We start from the raw sequence: 18,447 nt of genomic DNA, 5'->3' as shown, positions 1-18,447 counted from the left end.
AGCAGGCGGCGTCAGACCAGCAACGCACCCGCACGCGTGAACGCGGCGAGGTCGAGCTGCTCGCCGCGCAGCGTCGGATCGATGCCGACCGACTCGAGCGCCGCCGAGGCCTCCGCCGACGAGCCGAACGTCGACGACAGCGCCTGCCGCAGCATCTTGCGACGCTGCCCGAACGCGGCGTCGATCACGCGGAACGTGCCGCGCCGCAGCGCCTCGTCGCCCGGCGTCTCGCCACGACGGAAGCCCACGAGCACGCTGTCGACGTTCGGCACCGGCCAGAACACCTGCCGCGACACCTCCGCCTCGAGCGCCCACGACCCCCACCAGGCGACCTTCGCGCTCGGCGAGCCGTACGTCTTCGACCCGGGAGGCGCGGCGAGGCGCTGCCCCACCTCGGCCTGCACCATCACGAGGATGCGCTCGATGGAGTCGAACGTCTCGAGCAGGTGGATGAGCACCGGCACCGACACGTTGTACGGCAGGTTCGCGACGACCGCCTCCGGCGCGACGGCGACGTCGGCGTGCGCCAGCTGCATCGCATCCTTCGTCACGACCGTGAGCGACGCGTCCGGCTGATGCTCGGAGACGGTGCGCGGCAGCCGATCGGCGAGGCGCTGGTCGATCTCGACGGCAGTCACGGCGCAGCCGGCCTCGGTGAGGCCGAGCGTCAGCGATCCGAGACCCGGTCCCACCTCGAGCACCGAGCGCCCCTCGACGTCGGCGACGCGCACGATCCGTCGCACGGTGTTGGCGTCGTGCACGAAGTTCTGCCCCCAGCGCTTCGTGGGGGTGAGGTCGAGGTCGGCCGCGAGGCGACGGATCTCGGATGCGCCGAGCAGGCTCATGCCCACGTCCCGTACGCGCGGTGCGTGTTCTCGGTGAGCTGCGCCGCGAGCGCGTCGGCGTCGACGCCGCGACGCTCCGCCATCGCCCGCACCGTGACCGGGATGAGGTAGGGGCTGTTGGGCTGGCCGCGATGCGGCGTGGGCGTGAGGAAGGGTGCGTCGGTCTCGACGAGCAGCAGCGCAGGGTCGGCCACCGTCACCGCGCGGTGCAGGTTCCTCGCGTTGCCGAACGTGACGGTGCCCGCGAACGACATGTACCAGCCGTGCTCGTTCGCGATGCGGGCGAGGTCCTCGTCGCCGGAGAAGCAGTGGAAGACGGTCGTCTCGGGTGCGCCGACGCGCAGGAGCGTCTCGACGACGGCGTCGTGCGCGTCGCGATCGTGGATCTGCAACGCGATGCCGTGGCGCTTCGCGATGTCGATGTGCGCCTCGAACGACTCGTGCTGCGCGCGCCTGCCGTCGTCGCCGGTGCGGAAGAAGTCGAGGCCCGTCTCGCCGACGGCGCGCACGCGCGGCTCGGCGGCGAGCTCGTCGATGCGGCCGAGGGCGTCGAAGAGCGTGTCGGCATCCGCATAGCCAGGCGCCTCGTTCGGATGCAGCGCGACGGCCGCGAGCACGCGCGGGTCGGCGGCGGCGAGCGCGGCCGACCACTCCGACGACGGCACGTCGCCACCCACCTGGATGATGCCCGCGACCCCGGCCCGCGTGGCGGCATCCAGCGCCTCGCGGTAGCCGAACGCCTCGCCGTCCTTGATCTCCAGGTGCGTGTGGTTGTCGTACACGGGCACGGCGAGCGGCTCGGGCACCGGCGGCCTCGTGAGGTCGCGGCCGGGCGTCACGGCGCGCTCTCGCACGTACTCGCCGCCTGGCAGCGAGTGGGGTCCTGGCTCATCGGGCAGCGTCACCCGTCCAGCCTAGGCGCGCCGCGCCATGCGGCCCGTCGGCGCCGCCTGGCCGTGGAGGGCGACGCCTGGACGAACGACTCGCGCACCGGGTTGTGTGGTGCCTCCCACCGCACTGCGCCATGCTCGACATCAGTCGAAGGAGGCCGACATGACCACCATCACGCGCACGACCCGCACCGCCCTCGCGGTGCTCGCCGCGGCAGGGCTCGCGCTCACCGCCGCCTGCACGTCCACGACGAGCCCCGGCGCATCCGGCGAGCCGAGTCCCGAGCCGTCGTCGACGACGAGCCCGAGCCCGATCGACTCCGCGCCGCCCGCCGCGGGCGAGCCCACGCCCATCCCCGACGACGACCCCCGACTGTCGGATGCCATGGGCTCGCAGACGTTCCCGATCGTCGAGTGGGCAGAGGAGGGCACGACCCTCGCGGTGCTCGTCGGCGGCTCCGGATCGAGCGCGTGCGTCGCCTCCCCGGTCGGCGCGACCGTCGAGTCCGACACGGCCATCACCGTCACGTTCACGCCTCCGACCGGCGACCTCGTGTGCACCGCCGACTTCCGCGTCTACGGCTGGGAGCTGCCGCTCTCGAGCGAGGTCGACGCCTCCCAGCAGATCGACGTGACCGTCACGGGCCTGCAGGAGCAGGGCGACCCGATCGTCGTGCCGCTCGCGCCGTAGTGGTCGACGAGCGACAGCCGCGCATCGTCGAGGGGATGCGCGTCGAGCGGGCCGCGAGACGCGGGCTGCCCGACGGCGTCGACGCCGCCGCCCTGGCAGGCGGCCCGGTCGTGCGCCGCCTCGGCGACGACCGGGTCGTCGTCGTGCTGCGCGCGCCGGCCGACGCCGCACCGATCGCGATCACGACGCGAGCGCGCGACGGCGGCGTCGACGCCGTCTTCCAGCCGACGATCCGCAGGGGTCCGCGTCGCGCACCCACGCCGTGGCACTACGTGCTGCGGCTGCCGGAGTCCGTGCCCGTCGATGCGCGGCTCACGGTGCGCATCGTGGGCCTCGGGTTCGACGCCGACGTCGAGGTGGACGTGCCGACGGCGTGAGCGGGAGCGCCGTCAGGCGAGCGCGGCGAGCAGCTCGTCGAAGCGCTCGAAGTCCTCGTCCATGCCGCCGTCGAGCCCGCTCTCGACCATGCGATCGCACGCCTCCTTCGAGGCGTAGACCGACGTGGCGACGAGCTCGGTGACGCCGGGCGCGACCTCGGCGAGATCGAGGATCTCGAGCGTCACGTCGTGCTCGCCCTCGAACTGCCACGTGTGCGTGATGCGCGCGGGCAGCACCTCGTGGTACGACCCCCAGAAGCGGTAGCGGCCGTCGCCGACCTCGACCGTGTAGTCGAACGCGCCGCCCGTGACGGCGTCGAAGCGGTCGAGGCGCACGCGCGAGCCGCGCGGACCCATCCATCGCACGAAGAGGTCGGCGGTCGTGTGCACGCGATGCACGTCGTCCACGGAGCCCTGGAACGTGCGTCGGTGCACGATGCGCTGCTCGCCGACGCGCTCATGGGTCGTCGTCACGGTCGCCTCCTCGCTCGTCTCGCCGCGCGGTGCGGCGAGCGCATCCGACGCTATCGAAGCCGGCAGCGCAGCACGAGGGTGCGTGTCAGCCGGCACCGGGGCGCGGCACGTAGATCCACGCCTCACGACCCGACGCCAGCACGATCGACGTGCGCTCGTAGCCGACCGACTCGTACCGGTCGGTGGCGGCGAGGCCTGCGTCGTCGAGCGTCAGCACCCCGCCGTCGACGCGGTCGGCGACGTCGCCCGAGCGTTCGATGCCGGGATGCTCGTCGCTGCCGGACGCTGCGATCACGGCGGGGTCGGTGATGCGCACCGTCGTGAGCCGCCAGCCGACGAGCGAGTCGGGCACGGTCGGCACCGTGCCGCCGTACAGCGACTCCTGCACCGACTCCTGCCGCAGCGTGCCGAACGAGAAGACCGCGTGCTGCGCGCCCGCATCGGCCCCGCTCGCGTCGCTCGTGCCCGCGTCGTCGGTCGCCGGGTCGTCGAGCAGCGGCTCGTCGCCGGTCGGGCCGCCCGCGGCGAACCCGTCGGTCGAGGTCACTGCGCCTCGATGCGGGGGAACAGCGGCGGGATCGTCTCGACCCGACCCGTGCCTCGCCACGCGTGCGCTTCGCGGATGGGCTGCTCGAGCACGGCGCCCTCGCCACCGATGGCCGCCCACAGCGCCTGCGTCGACCTCGTCATGACGGGCGCGAGCAGGATCGCCACCGTGCCGATGCCCTGCGCGAGCGTCGCGAGCACGGCGTCGAGCCGATCCTGCTGCGCGTCGTCCTTCGCGAGCACCCACGGCGCCTGCTCGGTGACGAACCCGTTGAGTCGGTCGACGATGCGCATCGCCTGATCGATCGCCTCGTGGATGTGGAAGCGATCGATCGCGGCATCCGCGCGCGCGACGGAGGCGGCGAGCAGCTCGGCGACCTCCTGCACGGGCGCGACGTCGGGCACGACGCCGTCGCGGTACTTCTGCACCATCGCGATCGTGCGGCTCGCGAGGTTGCCGAGCCCGTTCGCGAGCTCCGAGTGATACCGCGCGTCGAGGTCCTCCCACGAGAACGAGCCGTCGGAGCCGAACGCGATCGCGCGCATGAAGTAGTAGCGGAACGCGTCGACGCCGAACACGTCGGTGATCTGCCGCGGCTCGATGCCCGTCGCCTTCGACTTCGACATCTTCTCGCCGCCGACGAGCAGCCATCCGTGACCGAAGACGTGGTCGGAGACGGGGATGCCGGCGGCCATCTGCATCGCAGGCCAGATGACCGCGTGGAAGCGGGCGATGTCCTTGCCGACGATGTGCACGGCAGGCCAGCGACGCTCGAAGGACTCGTCGTCGACGCCGTAGCCGATCGCGGTGACGTAGTTCAGGAGCGCCTCGAACCACACGTACACGACGTGGTCGTCGTCCCAGGGCACCTTGATGCCCCAGTCGAACGTGGAACGGCTGATCGACAGGTCGGTGAGCCCCTGCGAGACGAACTGTCGCACCTCGTTGCGCACGTGCTCGGGCTGCACGTAGTCGGGGCGATCGGCGTACAGGTCGAGCAGCTGCTGCTGGAAGTGCGACAGCTTGAAGAAGTAGTTCGCCTCGCGCACGGTCTCGACGGGGCGCGAGTGGATGGCGCACACGCGCTGCCCCTCGTACTCCCCCGTGCCGGGCACGAGGTCGCCTGCGGTCTTGTACTCCTCGCAGCCGACGCAGTACTCGGCCTCGAACTCGCCGTGGTAGATCCAGCCGGCGTCGTACAGCCGCTGCAGGAAGATCTTCACGCCGACCTCGTGCCGCTCCTCCGTGGTGCGGATGAAGTCGTCGTTCGCGATGTCGAGCAGCTCGAGCTGCGGCTTCCACGCCGTCTCGACGAGCCGGTCGGTCCACTCCTGCGGCGTCGTGTCGTGGGCGATCGCCGTGCGCATGATCTTCTGCCCGTGCTCGTCGGTGCCGGTGAGCATGAACGTGTCGTCGCCGCGCATGCGATGCCAGCGGGCGAGCACGTCGGTCGCGACCTCGTTGTATGCGTGCCCGATGTGCGGCACGTCGTTGACGTAGTAGATCGGCGTCGTGACCGTGAACCGTGCAGGCATGGGCTCCATCCTACGAAGGATGCGGGGGCTCATGACGCGCGGGGACTCCCGAGGGGTCAGCCGCGCCGTGCCGCGAGCGCCGCGTCGTACAGCTCGCTGCGGCCGCGACCGGTCGCCTCGGCGACCGCGCCGGACGCATCCTTGAGGCGCTCGCCGGCCGCGACGCGCGCGAGCACGTCGGCGACGGCGTCCTCGAGCGACGCTGGCGCGGGCTGCGCGCCGCCGACGACGAGCACGATCTCGCCCTTCACGCCCTCGCGCGCCCACGGCAGCAGCTCGGCCGCCGTGCCGCGGCGCACCTCCTCGAAGCGCTTCGTGAGCTCGCGCGCGACCGCGACGGGGCGGTCGCCCAGCACGACGTCGACGTCGGCGAGCGCGTCGGCGATGCGGTGCGGCGACTCGAACAGCACGACGGTGCGGCGCTCGTCGGCGAGGGCGCGCAGCGCTGCGCGGCGCTCGCCCTGCTTGCGCGGCAGGAAGCCGTCGAACGCGAACCGGTCGGTCGGCAGGCCAGAGAGGGCGAGGGCCGTGAGCACGGCGGAGGGGCCGGGCAGCACCGTCACGGGCACGTCGGCGGCGATCGCCGCCTGCACGAGCCGGTAGCCGGGGTCGGAGACCGTCGGCATGCCCGCGTCGGTGAGCAGCAGCACGTCGTGGTCGCGCGCCTGCTCGGCGAGCTCGGGCGCGAGCGCATCCTCCGTGTGCTCGTGCACGGCGACGAGCCGTGGGCGCTCGTCGCGCTCGATGCGGAGGGCTGCGAGGAGGCGCTGCGCCGAGCGAGTGTCCTCCGCCGCGATGGTCGGCGCGGTCGCGAGCGCCTCGCGCAGCCGCGTGGTGGCGTCGCCGAGGTTGCCGATGGGCGTGGCCGCGACGAGGAGCATGCATCCATCCAAGCAGCCGGCACCACCCGAGGCAGGCGGATGCCCATGCTCGCCGTGGGAGGATCTCCGGGTGACGCAGACGGATGCCGCCCCCGCGCATCCGCCCGAGCCGTCGCAGCAGACGCCCGAGACGCCCCGCGCGCCGCGTCGCCCGAGCCCGCTCGACCGGCTCCGCACGCCAGCGGCCCGGCGTGCGATCGACCTCGCCGCCCCCATCGGAGTCGTCGCGCTCGCCGCCGTGCTGCGCCTTGCGAACCTCGGCAACCCGCACGAGCTCGTCTTCGACGAGACGTACTACGTCAAGGACGCCTTCTCGCTGTGGCAGCTCGGCTACGAGGGCCAGTGGCCCGACGACGCGAACGGCGCGTTCGAGTCGGGCGCGTCGACGCTGCAGTCGGCGGCGTCGTTCGTCGTGCACCCGCCGCTGGGCAAGTGGATCCTCGGCATCGGCATGGGCATCGGCGGCATCGACGACCCCGTCGCCTGGCGGTGGCCGGCAGCGATCGTCGGCGTGCTCGTCGTCGTGCTCACGCTGCTCGTCGCCCGCGGCCTCACCCGCTCGTGGACGTGGGGCTCGCTCGCAGGCCTGCTGCTCGCGATCGACGGCCAGGCGATCGTCATGAGCCGCACGGTGCTGCTCGACCAGACGCTCGCGCTGTTCGTGCTCGCCGGCGCAGGCGCGCTGCTGCTCGATCGCCGAGGTGCGGCCGCGCGCATCGCGCGGTGGCGGCACGCGCATCCCGGCTCATGGCTCGGCCCTGCCCTGTGGGCGCGGCCGTGGATCGTCGCCGCGGGCGTCGCGCTGGGCGCGGCCTGCGCCGTGAAGTGGTCGGGGCTCTACTTCGTGGCCGCCTTCGGCCTGTGGTCGGTGGCGCTCGACGCGCTCGACCGGCGCCGTGCCGGCGTCCGAGGCTGGCACGTCGGCACGCTCCTCACCCAGGCGCCCACGAGCCTCGTGCTGCTCATGGTGCCCGCGATCGCCGTGTACCTCGTGTCGTGGAGCGGCTGGTACGGCGGCGGCTACTCGTCCGACTGGGCTGCCCAGAACCCCGACGCCCTGCTCACGGGCCCGCTCGCGTGGGTGTCGCCGGGGCTGCAGAGCCTCTGGCACTACCACGAGCAGATGTGGACGTTCCACGTCGGCCTCACGAACGACCACCCGTTCGAGAGCCCTGCGTGGCAGTGGCTGCTGCTGCTGCGTCCCACGGCGTTCCTGCTCGAGACGGGTGGCGGGCTCATGACGTTCATCACGGCGCTCGCGAACCCCTTCGTCTGGTACCCGGCGGTCGCGGCGCTCGCCGTGCTGCTCTACCGCATCGGCGCGCGCCTCGACCGCACGGCGGCGTTCCTCGTGGTCGCGGTCGCCGCTGGCTACGTGCCGTGGCTCGCCTTCCCAGACCGCACGATCTTCGCCTTCTACACGATCGTGTTCGAGCCGTTCCTCGTCATCGGGCTCGCCTACCTGCTGTGGCGGCTGGTGCACGGCCGCGTGCGGCCCGCGACGGCGACCGTCGGTCGCATCCTCGTCGCGGCGATCGTGGTGCTGGCGATCGCGGGCGCGATCTTCTTCGCCCCCATCTGGTACGGGGTGTGGTCGCCGGAGGACGCGCTGCGCCTGCGCTACTGGGTGCCGGGCTGGCGCTGAGCCCGGGCACGGCTCAGCGCGTCGCGCTGCTGAGCGTCGCACCGATCGCGAGGTAGGCCTCGAACGCCGGTGCGACGGCCTCGATCGGCACGTGGCCGGCTGCGACGAGCTGCGCGAGCCCGTGCGCGGCGCCCCATGCGCCGACGACGGCCGCCTCACGCTCCGCGTCGCCCATCGCAGGCGCGATGCGGCCGATCGCCTCGCGGATGAGCGCCTCGTTCTCTGCGATGAGCGCAGCCATCTCGGGTCCGGGACTCGCGGGCTCGCACACCTCGGGGTCGAAGATGACGGCGAAGCCATGAGGATGCTCGTGGGCGTAGGCGACGTACGCGGCGCCCGTCGCGACGAACGCAGCGCGCGGGTCGGCGATCGAGGCTCCTGCCGCGCGCTGCGCCTCGAGCAGGCGACCCATGTGACGGATGCCGAGACGCTGCAGCAGCGCGAGGCGATCGGCGAAGTGATGATAGGGCGCGTTGTGGCTCACACCCGCTCGACGAGCGACCTCGCGCAGGCTCAGCGCCCCCTTCCCGCGCTCGGCGAGCAGGCTGTCGGCCGCGGACTCCAACGTCGCCCGGAGGTCGCCGTGGTGATAGCGCGCCTCGGATCTTGACATGCGCAAGATCGTAGCCGATGCTGGGCAGTGTCCAGATTGTGGGCACTGTCAAGATTGCATCCCCGAGCAAGGAGCACCCGATGCGCACCCTCGTGATCGACGGCCACCCGAACCCCGACTCCCTCTCCGCAGCGCTCGCCGCCCGGTACGCCGCAGCGAGCGACGATGCGCGGCTGCTCGCGGTGCGCGACCTCGACCTCGACCTCGTGCTGCACCGCGGCTACCGCAGCGAGCAGCCCATCGAGCCCGACGTCGCCGACGCCCTGCAGGCCCTGCGCGACGCCGACCACGTCGTCGTCGTCACGCCGGTGTGGTGGGGCTCGGTGCCTGCGCTGCTCAAGGGATTCCTCGACCGCGTGCTCGTGCACGGCGAGGCGTTCCGCTACACCGAGCGCGGCGTGCCGGTCGGGCTGCTCGCCGGACGCTCGGGCCGGCTCGTGGTCACGAGCGACTCGCCTCGCTGGTATTTGCCGCTCGTGGGCGACACGACCGTGCGGCAGCTGCGCACCACCACGCTGCGGTTCTGCGGCATCCGTCCCGTGCGCCTGACCCGTGCGACGACGGTGCGCTCCTCGACTCCCGAGCAGCGCGAGCGCTGGCTCGCGCGCATGGACCGCGACGCCAGGCGGGACGGCGCGGCGACGGCAGCGCGACCCGCGTCGCGCGACGACGCGACGAGCGCGGGCATGATGGTGCGGTGACCGACCGAGCCCTCGCCATCCCGCACGCCGATGCTCCCGACCTCGAGGCGATCGTCTCCGAGCCGAGCGGCGCCGCGTGGGCGACGGTCGTGCTCGCGCACGGCGCGGGCGCCGGCATGCAGCACGCGTTCATGGCGGGCATGGCGCACGCGCTCGCCGAGTCGGGGGTGCGCGTCGTTCGCTTCGACTTCCCGTACGTCACGGCGGGCAAGCGGTTCCCCGACCGCGCACCCGCCGCCATCGCCGCGTGGCGCACCGTCGCGGATGCCGCGCGCACGCTCGGCGCCGTGCCGCTCGTCGCGGCTGGCAAGTCGTTCGGCGGTCGCATGGCGTCGATGGCCGTCGCCGACGGGATGCCCGCGGATGCGCTGGTCTACCTCGGCTACCCGCTGCACGCGCCCGGCAAGCCCGAGCGGCTGCGCGACGAGCACCTGTACGGCATCGCGACGCCGCAGCGATTCGTGCAGGGCACGAACGACCCGTTCTCGTCCGGCGACCTGCTCGACGGCGTCGTCGAGCGCATCGGTGCGTCGGCGGCGCTCGACGCCGTCGACGGCGGCGGGCACTCCTTCGAGGTCAAGGGGAGCAGGCGCGCGCCCGACGTCATCGCCGCCGAGCTCGCTCCCCGCGTCGTCGACTGGATCCGCGAGACGCTCGCGTGAGCCTCACCCGCGCCACCGCACGCGGTGGTCGACGCGGTAGGTGCGCCACCGCCTGCACGGCTGCGTCGAGCCGAGCCTGACGCCCTCGCACGGCCTCGGCTCGAAGCGCATCCGCTCGCGCTCGGCGTGCGCGGCGTCCTCCGCCTCCTCGACGGCGTCGTACGCGTCGTCGTCATCGGCGGCGATCGCCCACCGTCTCGCAGCCTCGCGCTGCGCCTCAGCCTCGAGCTCCGCCACCGTCACGAAGGCGTTCAGCAGCACCTCGCAGTCGCAGAAGCCGCCGAGGCGCTCGAGACGGCGCTCGAGCGCCGTCGCTCGCGGTGCGACCTCGTCGCGGAAGCGCTGCACGAACCGATGCTCGGTGCAGCCGAGCTCGTGCACCATGCGCTGCACGTAGCAGGCGAGGCACTCGCCGCTGCGCACGGCGAGCATGCGATCGGCGAGGTCGCGCACGAGGCGCTCGGCCTCGTCGTCGGGCGGGCGGATGGGCTGGGGCTGTGCAGTCATGCGCGCACCGTGGCATCCGCCCCCGACACGACCGACGGGCCGCATCCACAGCGGATGCGACCCGTCGGGATCGAGCGTGCTGCTCGGGTCAGTTCACCTCTGCAGGGTCGGCCGAGACGCGGCCCGAGGCACCCTGATCGAGCGCGTCGATCGTCGCGACCTCGTCGGCCGTGAGCTCGAAGTCGAACACCTCCGCGTTCTCGCGCATGCGAGCGGCACGGTTCGACTTGGGGAAGACGATGTGGCCGTGCTGCAGATGCCAGCGCAGCACCACCTGCGCCCACGACTTCTCGTGCGCGGCGGCGATGTCCGCCACCTGCGACTCGTAGTCGACCTTGCCCTGTCCGAGCGGACCCCACGCCTCGAGCAGGATGTCGTGCTCGGCGGCGACCGCAGCGGTCTCGCGCTGCTGGAACTGCGGGTGCAGCTCGATCTGGTCCACGACGGGCACGGTGCCGCCCTCGGCGAGCAGCTGGGGCAGGTAGCGGTGGTCGAAGTTCGACACGCCGATCGAGGTCGTCAGGCCCTCGCTGCGCAGCTCCTGGAACGTCGTCCAGGTCTCCTGCCACAGGCCCTTCTCGGGGCAGGGCCAGTGCACGAGGTACAGGTCGACGCGGTCGAGGCCGAGCTTCTCGAGGCTCGTCGCCATCGCGTCGCGCGACGACGCCCGACCCTGGTCGTCGTTCCAGCACTTGGTCGTGACGTAGAGCTCGTCGCGCGGGATGCCGGACGCTGCGATCGCGCGCCCCACGCCCTCCTCGTTGCCGTAGACCGCGGCGGTGTCGATGTGGCGGTAGCCGGCCTCGAGCGCGTCGGTCACGATGCGCTCGGTCTCTGCCGGGTTCACCTTGAACACGCCGAACCCGAGCTGCGGGATGCTCGTGCCGTCGTTGAGGGCGACGCTGGGGATGGTCGTCATGCAGGCTCCTTCTCGTCGATGCGAGCTGGTCGCGAGGCCGCGCGGGTTCGCCGCGCAGGGCCCATGGAGCGCGACGCGCTCGACCTCCCGAGCCTACCGACGAGCAGTCACGGCATCACGTCGAGCAGCCAGGCCTTGACGAGCGCCCACGACTCGCTCGCGGGGTCGAGATGCGCGAAGTGCTCCTCGCCTGCGACGACCTCGAGGCGCACGTCGTCGCCTGCGGTCGTCGCGGCCTCCGCGTACGTCTCGCTCTGCGAGGGCGGCACCGTGACGTCGTCGGCGCCGGTGACGACGAGCTGCGGCACGCCCAGCGGCACCATCTGCGCAGGCGACGTGATGGCGGCGAGGTCGGCGGGCACGGGCTGGTCGGGGTCGATCTCGAGCAACGAGGCGACGGCGGCGCCGCCGAGCGACTGCGCCTGCGCCGTCACGAGGTCGTTGACGCCCGCCTGGCTCGCCGCGGCGATGGGCGACAGCGCAGGGCCTGCGCCGGGCGCGCCGACTGGCAACGTGGCCCTGCCTGCCGCCCAGAGCGCCAGCTGCCCGCCCGCCGAGTGTCCGACGATCGCGACGCGCTCGAGGTCGAGGCCCGCATCCGCGCCGACGGTCGCGAGCAGGTCGACGGCGGCCGCGATGTCGTCGAACGTCGCGGGGTTGCCGCCGCCTGCGCCGACGCCGCGGTAGTCGACGTTCCACACGGCGTACCCGTCTGCGACGAGGTCGGCTGCGACGGCGTCCTCGAGGGAGCGGTCGTAGCCTGCCTGCCAGTAGCCGCCGTGCACGAGGATCACCGTCGCTCGCGGCGGCTCGGCGCCCAGCAGGAGGTCGCACACCTGTGCGGGGTCGTCGCCGTACGCGTGGGTCGTGAGGGTCACGGATCCATCCTCGCCGACGTCCGACGGCGTCGTCGCCGCGTCGTCGACGCACGATGCGAGCACGAGCGCACCCGCGACGCCGAGCCCGCCGAGCAGGGCACGACGCGTGAGCACGTCAGCGCCGCCTGGGGAGCGTCAGCAGCAGCGTCACGAGCGCGACGGCCAGCGAGAGCGCGCCGGTGGTCGCGATCGCGTACCCGCTGTCGACGCCGGCGAACGCCAGCCCGAAGCCGGCCGCGCCGACCGTCCACGGCAGCAGCACCGCGAGCCACCCCCACCAGCGCGCACCGCTGGCGAGGATCCACCCGACGATGCCGGCGAGCAGCACGAGCGTCTGACCGTTCACGAGCGCTCGCAGCACGGGCGTGCGCAGGATGCCGGGGTCGCCGAACTGCATCGCTGCGGCGACGCCGATGGCGGCCGCGATGCCGACGAGCAGCGCGAGCGCGCCGAGCAGCGTGCGCACGAAGCCGCCGGGGGCGAAGGCGTACGCGAGCAGCACGAGGACGATGCCGACCGCGAGCCGCGCGGCCTCGAGCACCACGACGTCGGGCGACACCTGCACCATGCCGCCTGCCGCGAGGACGAGCTGGCCACGGGCGGCGCCGTCGACGATGACGCCGCCTGCGATGCCGAGCAGGCCCGCGAGGAGCCAGTGCCTGCGGTCGAGTCGCCGACCGGCGCGCAGCGGCTCGAGGGGCGATCCGGGCGTGGCGGGCATGGACACGGTGCGTGCCGGAGGCGCCGCCGGATCGTTCGGTGCGTACGGGAGGCTCATGGCGTCAGCGAACCACCGAGCGCTGGATGCGCGCTGACGCCTCGCCGTCTGCCGCGCGGTCGCTGCCGCGAGGCGTCGGGCGACGCGTCACGCGTCAGGCTGCCTCGTACGTCTCGCAGTGCGCGGTGCCCTGGCCGGAGATGCGCACGGTGTCGGCGAGGCACAGCGCCGACTGGTTGTGCACGCACTCGGTGCGCTGGCAGGCGCCGACGTGGCTGATGACCTTCGGCAGGCCTCCGTCGATCGTCAGCGGCAGGAACGTGGCGCAGTCGGTGCCGGCGGCGCCGACGGTGATGGCGGGTGCATGGCAGCCGTCGTGGTTGTAGCCGCACGTGGTGGCGGTGCACGACGACACGGTGGGGAGCTGATCGATGGTCATGGCGTCCTCCTTCGCTCTGCCGTCAGCATGCACCCGTCCTCGAGCGGCGTCTAGCAAGGTCAGGCTGCCCTGACCGGGGATTTTCCGGTGAGGGTGCCCTCACCCGACACCCCGGGATGCCCGCGTCAGGAGTCGATCGCGCGACGCAGGTAGTGGATGCGGTCGCGCAGCTGCTGCATCGACGCCTTCGCCACCTCGGGGCCGCCGCACACGCGCCTGGCCTCGGCGTGCACCATGCCGTGCGTCTGCTTGCGCTTCTTCGCGACGATCGACACGAGCGCGTTGAGCAGCTGCCGATCCTCGCGCAGCGACCGGAACATCGCGTCGGGCTGCGGCTGCGCGGGCTTCTCGGCGATGCGCGCCGCCTGCCTGCGCTGGCGCCGCTGCAGCATCTCCGACACCTCCTCCGGCTCGAGGATGCCCGGGATGCCGATGAAGTCGAGCTCCTCGTCGGTGCCGGGCTCGACGAGCTGGCCGAACTCCTGATCGCCGAAGAGCACCTTGTCGAACGTCGCGGCCGACGACAGCGGCTGCCACGTGAAGGGGGCCTCCTCGCGCTCCTCCTTGTCGGGCTTCTCGGCCGCCTCCATGAGTGCGTCGTCGAGCAGCTCGTCGTCGTCGGTGGGCTTGCCGAGCGCGTGGTCGCGCTGGCGCTCGAGCTCGGCGGCGCGCTCGAGCAGCACCGGCACCGACGGCAGGAAGACCGTCGCGGTCTCGCCGCGACGCCGCGAGCGCACGAAGCGGCCGATGGCCTGCGCGAAGAACAGCGGCGTCGACGCGCTCGTCGCGTAGACGCCCACCGAGAGGCGCGGCACGTCGACGCCCTCCGACACCATGCGCACGGCCACCATCCACCGCGACTCGGATGCCGAGAACTCCTCGATGCGAGCGCTCGAGCCCGCGTCGTCGGACAGCACGACCGTGACGGCCTCGCGGCAGGTGCCCTCGAGGATCGCCGCGTACTGCCGCGCCTGCGACTGGTCGGTCGCGATCACGAGGCCGCCGGCGTCGGGCACCTGCTCGCGCACCTGCGTGAGCCGCGCGTCTGCGCTCTGCAGCACCTGCTGGATCCACGTGCCACCGGGGTCGAGCGCCGTGCGCCACGCGGCAGACGTGATGTCCTTCGCGTCCTCGTGGCCGAGCGTGGCGCGCATCTCGTCGCCCATCGACGTGCGCCACTCCATCGTGCCTGCGTAGGCCATGAACAGCACGGGACGCACGACGTGGTCGGCGAGCGCCCGCGCGTAGCCGTAGTCGTAGTCGGTGGCCGAGTAGCGCACGCCGTCCTCGGCGGGCGCGTACTCGACGAAGGGGATGGGGGCGTCGTCGCTGCGGAACGGCGTGCCCGTGAGCGACAGCCGCCGCGTCGCCGGCGCGAACGCCTCGCGCACCGCGTCGCCCCACGACAGCGCGTCGCCTGCATGGTGCACCTCGTCGAGGATGACGAGCGAGTCGGCACCGCGCGTCATGCGCTCGTGCAGCGCCGGCCGCGCCGCGACCTGCGCGTAGGTCACGGCGACGCCGTGGTAGTGCCTCGCCGCATCGCCGTGCGCGTTGCGGAAGCCGGGATCGAGCCGGATGCCCGCCCTGGCCGCCGCGTCGGCCCACTGCGTCTTGAGGTGCTCGGTGGGCGCGACGACCGTGACGCGACGCACGGTGCCGCGGCGCAGCAGCTCGGAGGCGAGGCGGAGCGCGAAGGTCGTCTTTCCTGCACCGGGCGTCGCGGCGGCGAGGAAGTCGCGCGGCTCGCGCTCGAAGTACCGCTCGAGCGCCTCCTGCTGCCAGGCGCGCAGCGTCTGCGCCGTGCCCCACGCCGCACGCTCCGGGAAGGTCGGCGGCAGGTGGTCTGCTGCCCAGGAACCGTAGTGCTGAGGCTCGCTGGACATGAGCACCAACGGTAGACCCGACCGCCGACGCGACACGAAGCCGAGCGTGCGACGGCGCCGGTCGGCGGGCGGTCAGCGCGCTCGCACGCTCGCGGCGTACGATCCGGCTCATGCACTTCCCCATCGGACTGCTCGCCATCGCCGTGGCCATCACGATCGCCGCATGGCGCACCCGCCCGCGGTGGTGGATGTGGGCCGTCGGCGCTCTCGTGCTCGTCGGCCTCGTCTGGAGCGTGCTGACGATCACGGGCGTCACCGTGACCCTCGGCGGCATCGTGGCCTCGACGGTCGGCTGGGTGTACCTCGCGCTGTGCCTCGCCGTGATGCTCGCCGCGCTGCTCGTGCTCGAGCGCCGCGGCTTCGACGGCGAGGAGGCGCCGCCGCTCATCGGCGACAACCCCTTCGACGGCGACACGAACGACGCCGACGACCCGGCGCCCACGCGCGACCTGCCGTAGCCCGCGTCGCCTCCGCGCTTCTGCGTTTCGCAGGCGATCGCGGGGGTCCGAGGGAAGATACCCCTCGAGCACCCCGGATCGCCTGCGAAACGCAACGGGGATGGGTGCCGGTCAGCGCGCCCGCACCACGCGGCGCTCATCCCACACCGGCGCGTCGGCCTCCACGACCTCGCCGTCCTCGCCGAAGACGAGGAAGCGGTCGAACGTGCGCGCGAACCATCGGTCGTGCGTCACGGCGAGCACCGTGCCCTCGAAGCGGCCGAGCGCCTCCTCGAGCGACTCCGCCGAGACGAGGTCGAGGTTGTCGGTCGGCTCGTCGAGCAGCAGCAGCGTGACGCCGGCGAGCTCGAGCAGCAGGATGCGGAACCGCGCCCGCTGCCCGCCCGAGAGCTGCTCGAAGCGGCGCTCCGACGCGTGCGCGAGCCCGTACCGGTCGAGTGCGGCGCTCGCAGGCTCGCGCGGCATGCCGGCTCGCTCGTCGTCGCCGCGATGCAGGATGTCGACCAGCGTGCGCCCCTCGAGCCCGGCGGCGGCGTGGCTCTGCGCGAACCATCCGGGCACGACGCGCGCCCCCAGCACGGCGCGTCCCTCGTGCTCGACGCGTGCGATGGTCGCGCCGACGCTCGTGACGTGCCCGAGCGTCGCATCCGGGTCGGTGCCGCCGTAGGCGAGCAGCCGCAGGAAGTGGCTCTTGCCAGAGCCGTTCGCGCCGAGCACGGCGACGCGGTCGCCGAACCACACCTCGAGGTCGAACGGTCGCATGAGCCCCGTGAGCTCCAGGCCCGTGCACACGACGGCGCGCTTGCCGGTGCGCGCGCCGCGCAGCCGCATCGACAGGTCCTGCGCCGGCGGGCGCGCCTCGGGCGGCCCCGCCGCCTCGAAGCGATCGAGCCGCGTGACGGCAGCCCGGTAGCGCGATGCCATGTCGTCGCTGCTCGCCGCCTGCACGCGCAGCGTCTGCACGAGCCTGCGCAGCTGCGCGTGCTGCTCGTCCCATCGGCGGCGCAGCTCGTCGAGCCGAGCGAAGCGCGCCTCGCGCGCCTCGTGGTAGCCGCCGAATCCCCCGCCGTGCACCCACGCGGACGACCCGGCGGGGCTCGCCTCGAGCGTCACGATGCGATCGGCGGCGTTCGCGAGCAGCTGCCGATCGTGCGACACGAGCAGCACCGTCTTCTGCGTCTGCCGCAACCGCTCCTCGAGCCACCGCTTGCCCGGCACGTCGAGGGCGTTGTCGGGCTCGTCGAGCAGGAGCACCTCGTCGGGTCCGCGCAGCAGCGCCTCGAGCGCGAGGCGCTTCTGCTCGCCACCCGAGCACGTCGACAGCGACCGCCACCTCGCACGCTCGAACGGCAGGCCGAGCGCCGCCATCGTGCAGTGATCCCACACGACCTCGTGCTCGTAGCCTCCCGCCTCCGCGTAGTCGGCGATCGCCGTGGCGTACGCGAGCTGCGTCTGCGTGTCGTCGCGTTCGAGCATCGCCGCCTCCGCCGACCGCAGCGCGAGCGCTGCGACGCGGATGCGCTCGGGCGCGACCGCGACGAGCAGGTGCTCGATCGTCGCATCCTCGTCGTCGCCGACGTCGATCGTCTGATCCATGACGCCGAGGCCGCCCTGCACCTGCACGCTGCCCTCGTGCGGGCGCAGCGCGCCTCGCACGAGGCGCAGCAGCGTCGACTTGCCGGCGCCGTTCGCGCCGATGAGCGCCGTCGTGCGTCCGTCGGGCACGCGGAACCCGACGTCGGCGAGCAGCGGCGTGCCGTCCGGCAGCGTGTACGAGACGCCGCCGACGTCGATGAAGCCCATGGATGCATCCTGCGTCTCGAGGTCACGGGCTCTCGCCCGTACGGCCCGCGATCGAGCAGCCGATCAGGCTAGGGCATCCACGCTGCGAGCGCCACGTGGAGGGTACGCGTGCGCCGCGTCGAGCTTCCCGGTCGGTTGCGTTTCGCAGGCGATCGTGAGGGTCCGAGGGAAGATACCCCTCGAGCACCCGTGATCGCCTGCGAAACGCGACCGGCGGAGGGGTGGGTGCGCAGGGCGACGCGTCAGGCGCCGGGCGTCGCGTCGTACGTCACCCAGCTCGTCCTCGTGGCGACGCGGTCGTACAGGCGCTGCGCCGTCGCGTTGTCGGCGGCGGTGATCCACCGCACCACCGACGCCCCCTCGAGCGCCGCGACGCCGCCGAGGTGCGCCACGAGCGCGTGCCCGACGCCCGTGCCGCGCGCCGACTCCGCCGCGAACAGGTCGTCGAGCCACACCCCCACCGTGCCGGTCGAGGGCCTCGCGAAGCGGCGATGGTGCGCGATGCCGACGAGCGCGCCGTCTGCCTCGGCGACGAGCCCGCGCACCTCGTGCCCCGCGTCCATGAGCCACGACCACACACGGTCGACGACCGTCTCGTCGGGATGGAGGCGGTAGAACTCGCGGTACGCGCGGAACAGCGTCGCCCACTGCTCGCGGTCGTCTGCACGGACGGGACGGATCGTGACGGCCATGCCACGATCGTGCCAGCCCCCAGCGCTCCCGCGTCGGCGTTCGCTACCATCCACGCGACGGAAGGTGGCGCGATGTCCGACCCTGAGATCCCCGCGGAGATGCCGCCGATGACGCCGCAGTTCCAGGCGGACATCGACGCGTACACGAAGGGCCAGCTCGACGAGGAGGAGCTCGTGGAGCGCTACATGGATCGCCTCGGGTACGGCGACACGTGGCGGAGGCAGCAGCGCCTCGCTCCCGGCGAGACGCCGGAGTAGGCCCGCCAGCGTCCGCCCGCGGCGGACG

The 18,447-nt window shown here is 72.9% G+C and carries 22 protein-coding genes; 7 read left to right on the top strand and 15 right to left on the bottom strand.

Annotated features, from left to right (window positions below):
* Positions 1-11: 11 nt before the first annotated feature.
* Both rsmA and ACZ6H8_RS15805 read right to left on the bottom strand, forming a co-directional pair.
* Complete coding sequence (gene rsmA / locus ACZ6H8_RS15810) at positions 12-851, bottom strand: 16S rRNA (adenine(1518)-N(6)/adenine(1519)-N(6))-dimethyltransferase RsmA (protein ID WP_464147892.1); 840 nt, start codon at positions 849-851, stop codon at positions 12-14.
* A complete protein-coding gene (locus tag ACZ6H8_RS15805; RefSeq protein WP_464147891.1) occupies positions 842-1,750 on the bottom strand; it encodes a TatD family hydrolase in 909 nt (302 codons plus the stop codon). The genes rsmA and ACZ6H8_RS15805 overlap by 10 nt, the downstream gene beginning before the upstream one ends.
* A 148-nt stretch (positions 1,751-1,898) precedes the next feature.
* On the opposite strand from ACZ6H8_RS15805, the gene ACZ6H8_RS15800 reads away from it, so the two are divergent.
* Both ACZ6H8_RS15800 and ACZ6H8_RS15795 read left to right on the top strand, forming a co-directional pair.
* On the top strand, positions 1,899-2,426 hold the full coding sequence (locus tag ACZ6H8_RS15800; protein WP_464147890.1) for a hypothetical protein: 528 nt from the start codon (positions 1,899-1,901) through the stop codon (positions 2,424-2,426).
* 35 nt (positions 2,427-2,461) lie between these two features.
* Positions 2,462-2,803, top strand: coding sequence for a hypothetical protein (locus ACZ6H8_RS15795; protein ID WP_464147889.1), 342 nt, complete (start codon positions 2,462-2,464; stop codon positions 2,801-2,803).
* Positions 2,804-2,815: 12 nt separating this feature from the next.
* Here the strand turns inward: ACZ6H8_RS15795 and ACZ6H8_RS15790 are convergent, their stop codons facing one another.
* The 4 genes from ACZ6H8_RS15790 to rsmI all read right to left on the bottom strand — a co-directional run bounded on the left by ACZ6H8_RS15790 (position 2,816) and on the right by rsmI (position 6,240).
* Complete coding sequence (locus tag ACZ6H8_RS15790) at positions 2,816-3,277, bottom strand: SRPBCC domain-containing protein (protein WP_464147888.1); 462 nt, start codon at positions 3,275-3,277, stop codon at positions 2,816-2,818.
* Between the two features lie 85 nt (positions 3,278-3,362).
* Positions 3,363-3,824 (bottom strand): gamma-glutamylcyclotransferase family protein, encoded by a 462-nt coding sequence (locus tag ACZ6H8_RS15785; RefSeq protein WP_464147887.1) that lies wholly within the window; start codon positions 3,822-3,824, stop codon positions 3,363-3,365.
* Positions 3,821-5,368, bottom strand: coding sequence for a methionine--tRNA ligase (gene metG, locus ACZ6H8_RS15780; RefSeq protein WP_464147886.1), 1,548 nt, complete (start codon positions 5,366-5,368; stop codon positions 3,821-3,823). The genes ACZ6H8_RS15785 and metG overlap by 4 nt, the downstream gene beginning before the upstream one ends.
* A gap of 47 nt (positions 5,369-5,415) precedes the next feature.
* A complete protein-coding gene (rsmI, locus tag ACZ6H8_RS15775) occupies positions 5,416-6,240 on the bottom strand; it encodes a 16S rRNA (cytidine(1402)-2'-O)-methyltransferase (RefSeq protein WP_464147885.1) in 825 nt (274 codons plus the stop codon).
* 70 nt (positions 6,241-6,310) lie between these two features.
* Here rsmI and ACZ6H8_RS15770 point away from each other — a divergent pair, with 70 nt between their 5' ends.
* Positions 6,311-7,885: a dolichyl-phosphate-mannose--protein mannosyltransferase gene (locus ACZ6H8_RS15770; RefSeq protein WP_464147884.1), complete on the top strand. Its 1,575-nt coding sequence runs from the start codon at positions 6,311-6,313 to the stop codon at positions 7,883-7,885.
* A 13-nt stretch (positions 7,886-7,898) separates the two neighbouring features.
* Here ACZ6H8_RS15770 and ACZ6H8_RS15765 read toward each other — a convergent pair whose 3' ends face one another.
* Positions 7,899-8,498 (bottom strand): TetR/AcrR family transcriptional regulator, encoded by a 600-nt coding sequence (locus ACZ6H8_RS15765; protein ID WP_464147883.1) that lies wholly within the window; start codon positions 8,496-8,498, stop codon positions 7,899-7,901.
* A gap of 80 nt (positions 8,499-8,578) precedes the next feature.
* On the opposite strand from ACZ6H8_RS15765, the gene ACZ6H8_RS15760 reads away from it, so the two are divergent.
* Positions 8,579-9,199, top strand: a complete 621-nt coding sequence (locus ACZ6H8_RS15760; RefSeq protein ID WP_464147882.1) for an NAD(P)H-dependent oxidoreductase — start codon at positions 8,579-8,581, stop codon at positions 9,197-9,199.
* Positions 9,196-9,861, top strand: a complete 666-nt coding sequence (locus ACZ6H8_RS15755) for an alpha/beta hydrolase family protein (RefSeq protein ID WP_464147880.1) — start codon at positions 9,196-9,198, stop codon at positions 9,859-9,861. Before ACZ6H8_RS15760 ends, ACZ6H8_RS15755 begins: the two co-directional genes overlap by 4 nt.
* A gap of 3 nt (positions 9,862-9,864) precedes the next feature.
* On the opposite strand, the gene ACZ6H8_RS15750 is transcribed toward ACZ6H8_RS15755, so the two are convergent.
* The 6 genes from ACZ6H8_RS15750 to ACZ6H8_RS15725 form a co-directional block, all read right to left on the bottom strand.
* A complete protein-coding gene (locus tag ACZ6H8_RS15750; RefSeq protein ID WP_464147879.1) occupies positions 9,865-10,368 on the bottom strand; it encodes a DUF2695 domain-containing protein in 504 nt (167 codons plus the stop codon).
* 88 nt (positions 10,369-10,456) lie between these two features.
* Positions 10,457-11,287 carry an aldo/keto reductase gene (locus ACZ6H8_RS15745; protein WP_464147878.1) on the bottom strand — a complete coding sequence of 277 codons (831 nt, stop codon included), beginning with the start codon at positions 11,285-11,287 and terminating at the stop codon, positions 10,457-10,459.
* Positions 11,288-11,394: 107 nt separating this feature from the next.
* Positions 11,395-12,279 (bottom strand): alpha/beta hydrolase family protein, encoded by an 885-nt coding sequence (locus tag ACZ6H8_RS15740; protein ID WP_464147876.1) that lies wholly within the window; start codon positions 12,277-12,279, stop codon positions 11,395-11,397.
* A gap of 1 nt (position 12,280) precedes the next feature.
* On the bottom strand, positions 12,281-12,886 hold the full coding sequence (locus tag ACZ6H8_RS15735) for a hypothetical protein (protein WP_464147875.1): 606 nt from the start codon (positions 12,884-12,886) through the stop codon (positions 12,281-12,283).
* Positions 12,887-13,037: 151 nt separating this feature from the next.
* Positions 13,038-13,322, bottom strand: coding sequence for a DUF1540 domain-containing protein (locus ACZ6H8_RS15730; protein WP_464147874.1), 285 nt, complete (start codon positions 13,320-13,322; stop codon positions 13,038-13,040).
* 125 nt (positions 13,323-13,447) lie between these two features.
* Positions 13,448-15,208, bottom strand: a complete 1,761-nt coding sequence (locus ACZ6H8_RS15725; RefSeq protein ID WP_464147873.1) for a DEAD/DEAH box helicase — start codon at positions 15,206-15,208, stop codon at positions 13,448-13,450.
* A 110-nt stretch (positions 15,209-15,318) separates the two neighbouring features.
* Here ACZ6H8_RS15725 and ACZ6H8_RS15720 point away from each other — a divergent pair, with 110 nt between their 5' ends.
* Complete coding sequence (locus ACZ6H8_RS15720; RefSeq protein WP_464147872.1) at positions 15,319-15,666, top strand: DUF2231 domain-containing protein; 348 nt, start codon at positions 15,319-15,321, stop codon at positions 15,664-15,666.
* 111 nt (positions 15,667-15,777) lie between these two features.
* On the opposite strand, the gene ACZ6H8_RS15715 is transcribed toward ACZ6H8_RS15720, so the two are convergent.
* Positions 15,778-17,469, bottom strand: a complete 1,692-nt coding sequence (locus ACZ6H8_RS15715; RefSeq protein ID WP_464147871.1) for an ABC-F family ATP-binding cassette domain-containing protein — start codon at positions 17,467-17,469, stop codon at positions 15,778-15,780.
* 242 nt (positions 17,470-17,711) lie between these two features.
* The gene (locus ACZ6H8_RS15710) at positions 17,712-18,161 is read right to left on the bottom strand and encodes an N-acetyltransferase family protein (RefSeq protein ID WP_464147870.1); all 450 of its coding nucleotides are present in this window, start codon (positions 18,159-18,161) and stop codon (positions 17,712-17,714) included.
* 72 nt (positions 18,162-18,233) lie between these two features.
* Here ACZ6H8_RS15710 and ACZ6H8_RS15705 point away from each other — a divergent pair, with 72 nt between their 5' ends.
* Positions 18,234-18,419, top strand: coding sequence for a hypothetical protein (locus ACZ6H8_RS15705; RefSeq protein WP_464147869.1), 186 nt, complete (start codon positions 18,234-18,236; stop codon positions 18,417-18,419).
* The last annotated feature ends 28 nt before the right edge of the window (positions 18,420-18,447 follow it).

It is taken from the genome of Agrococcus sp. AC640b, assembly GCF_979255995.1.
This window is presented reverse-complemented; position numbering and strand designations above follow the sequence as displayed.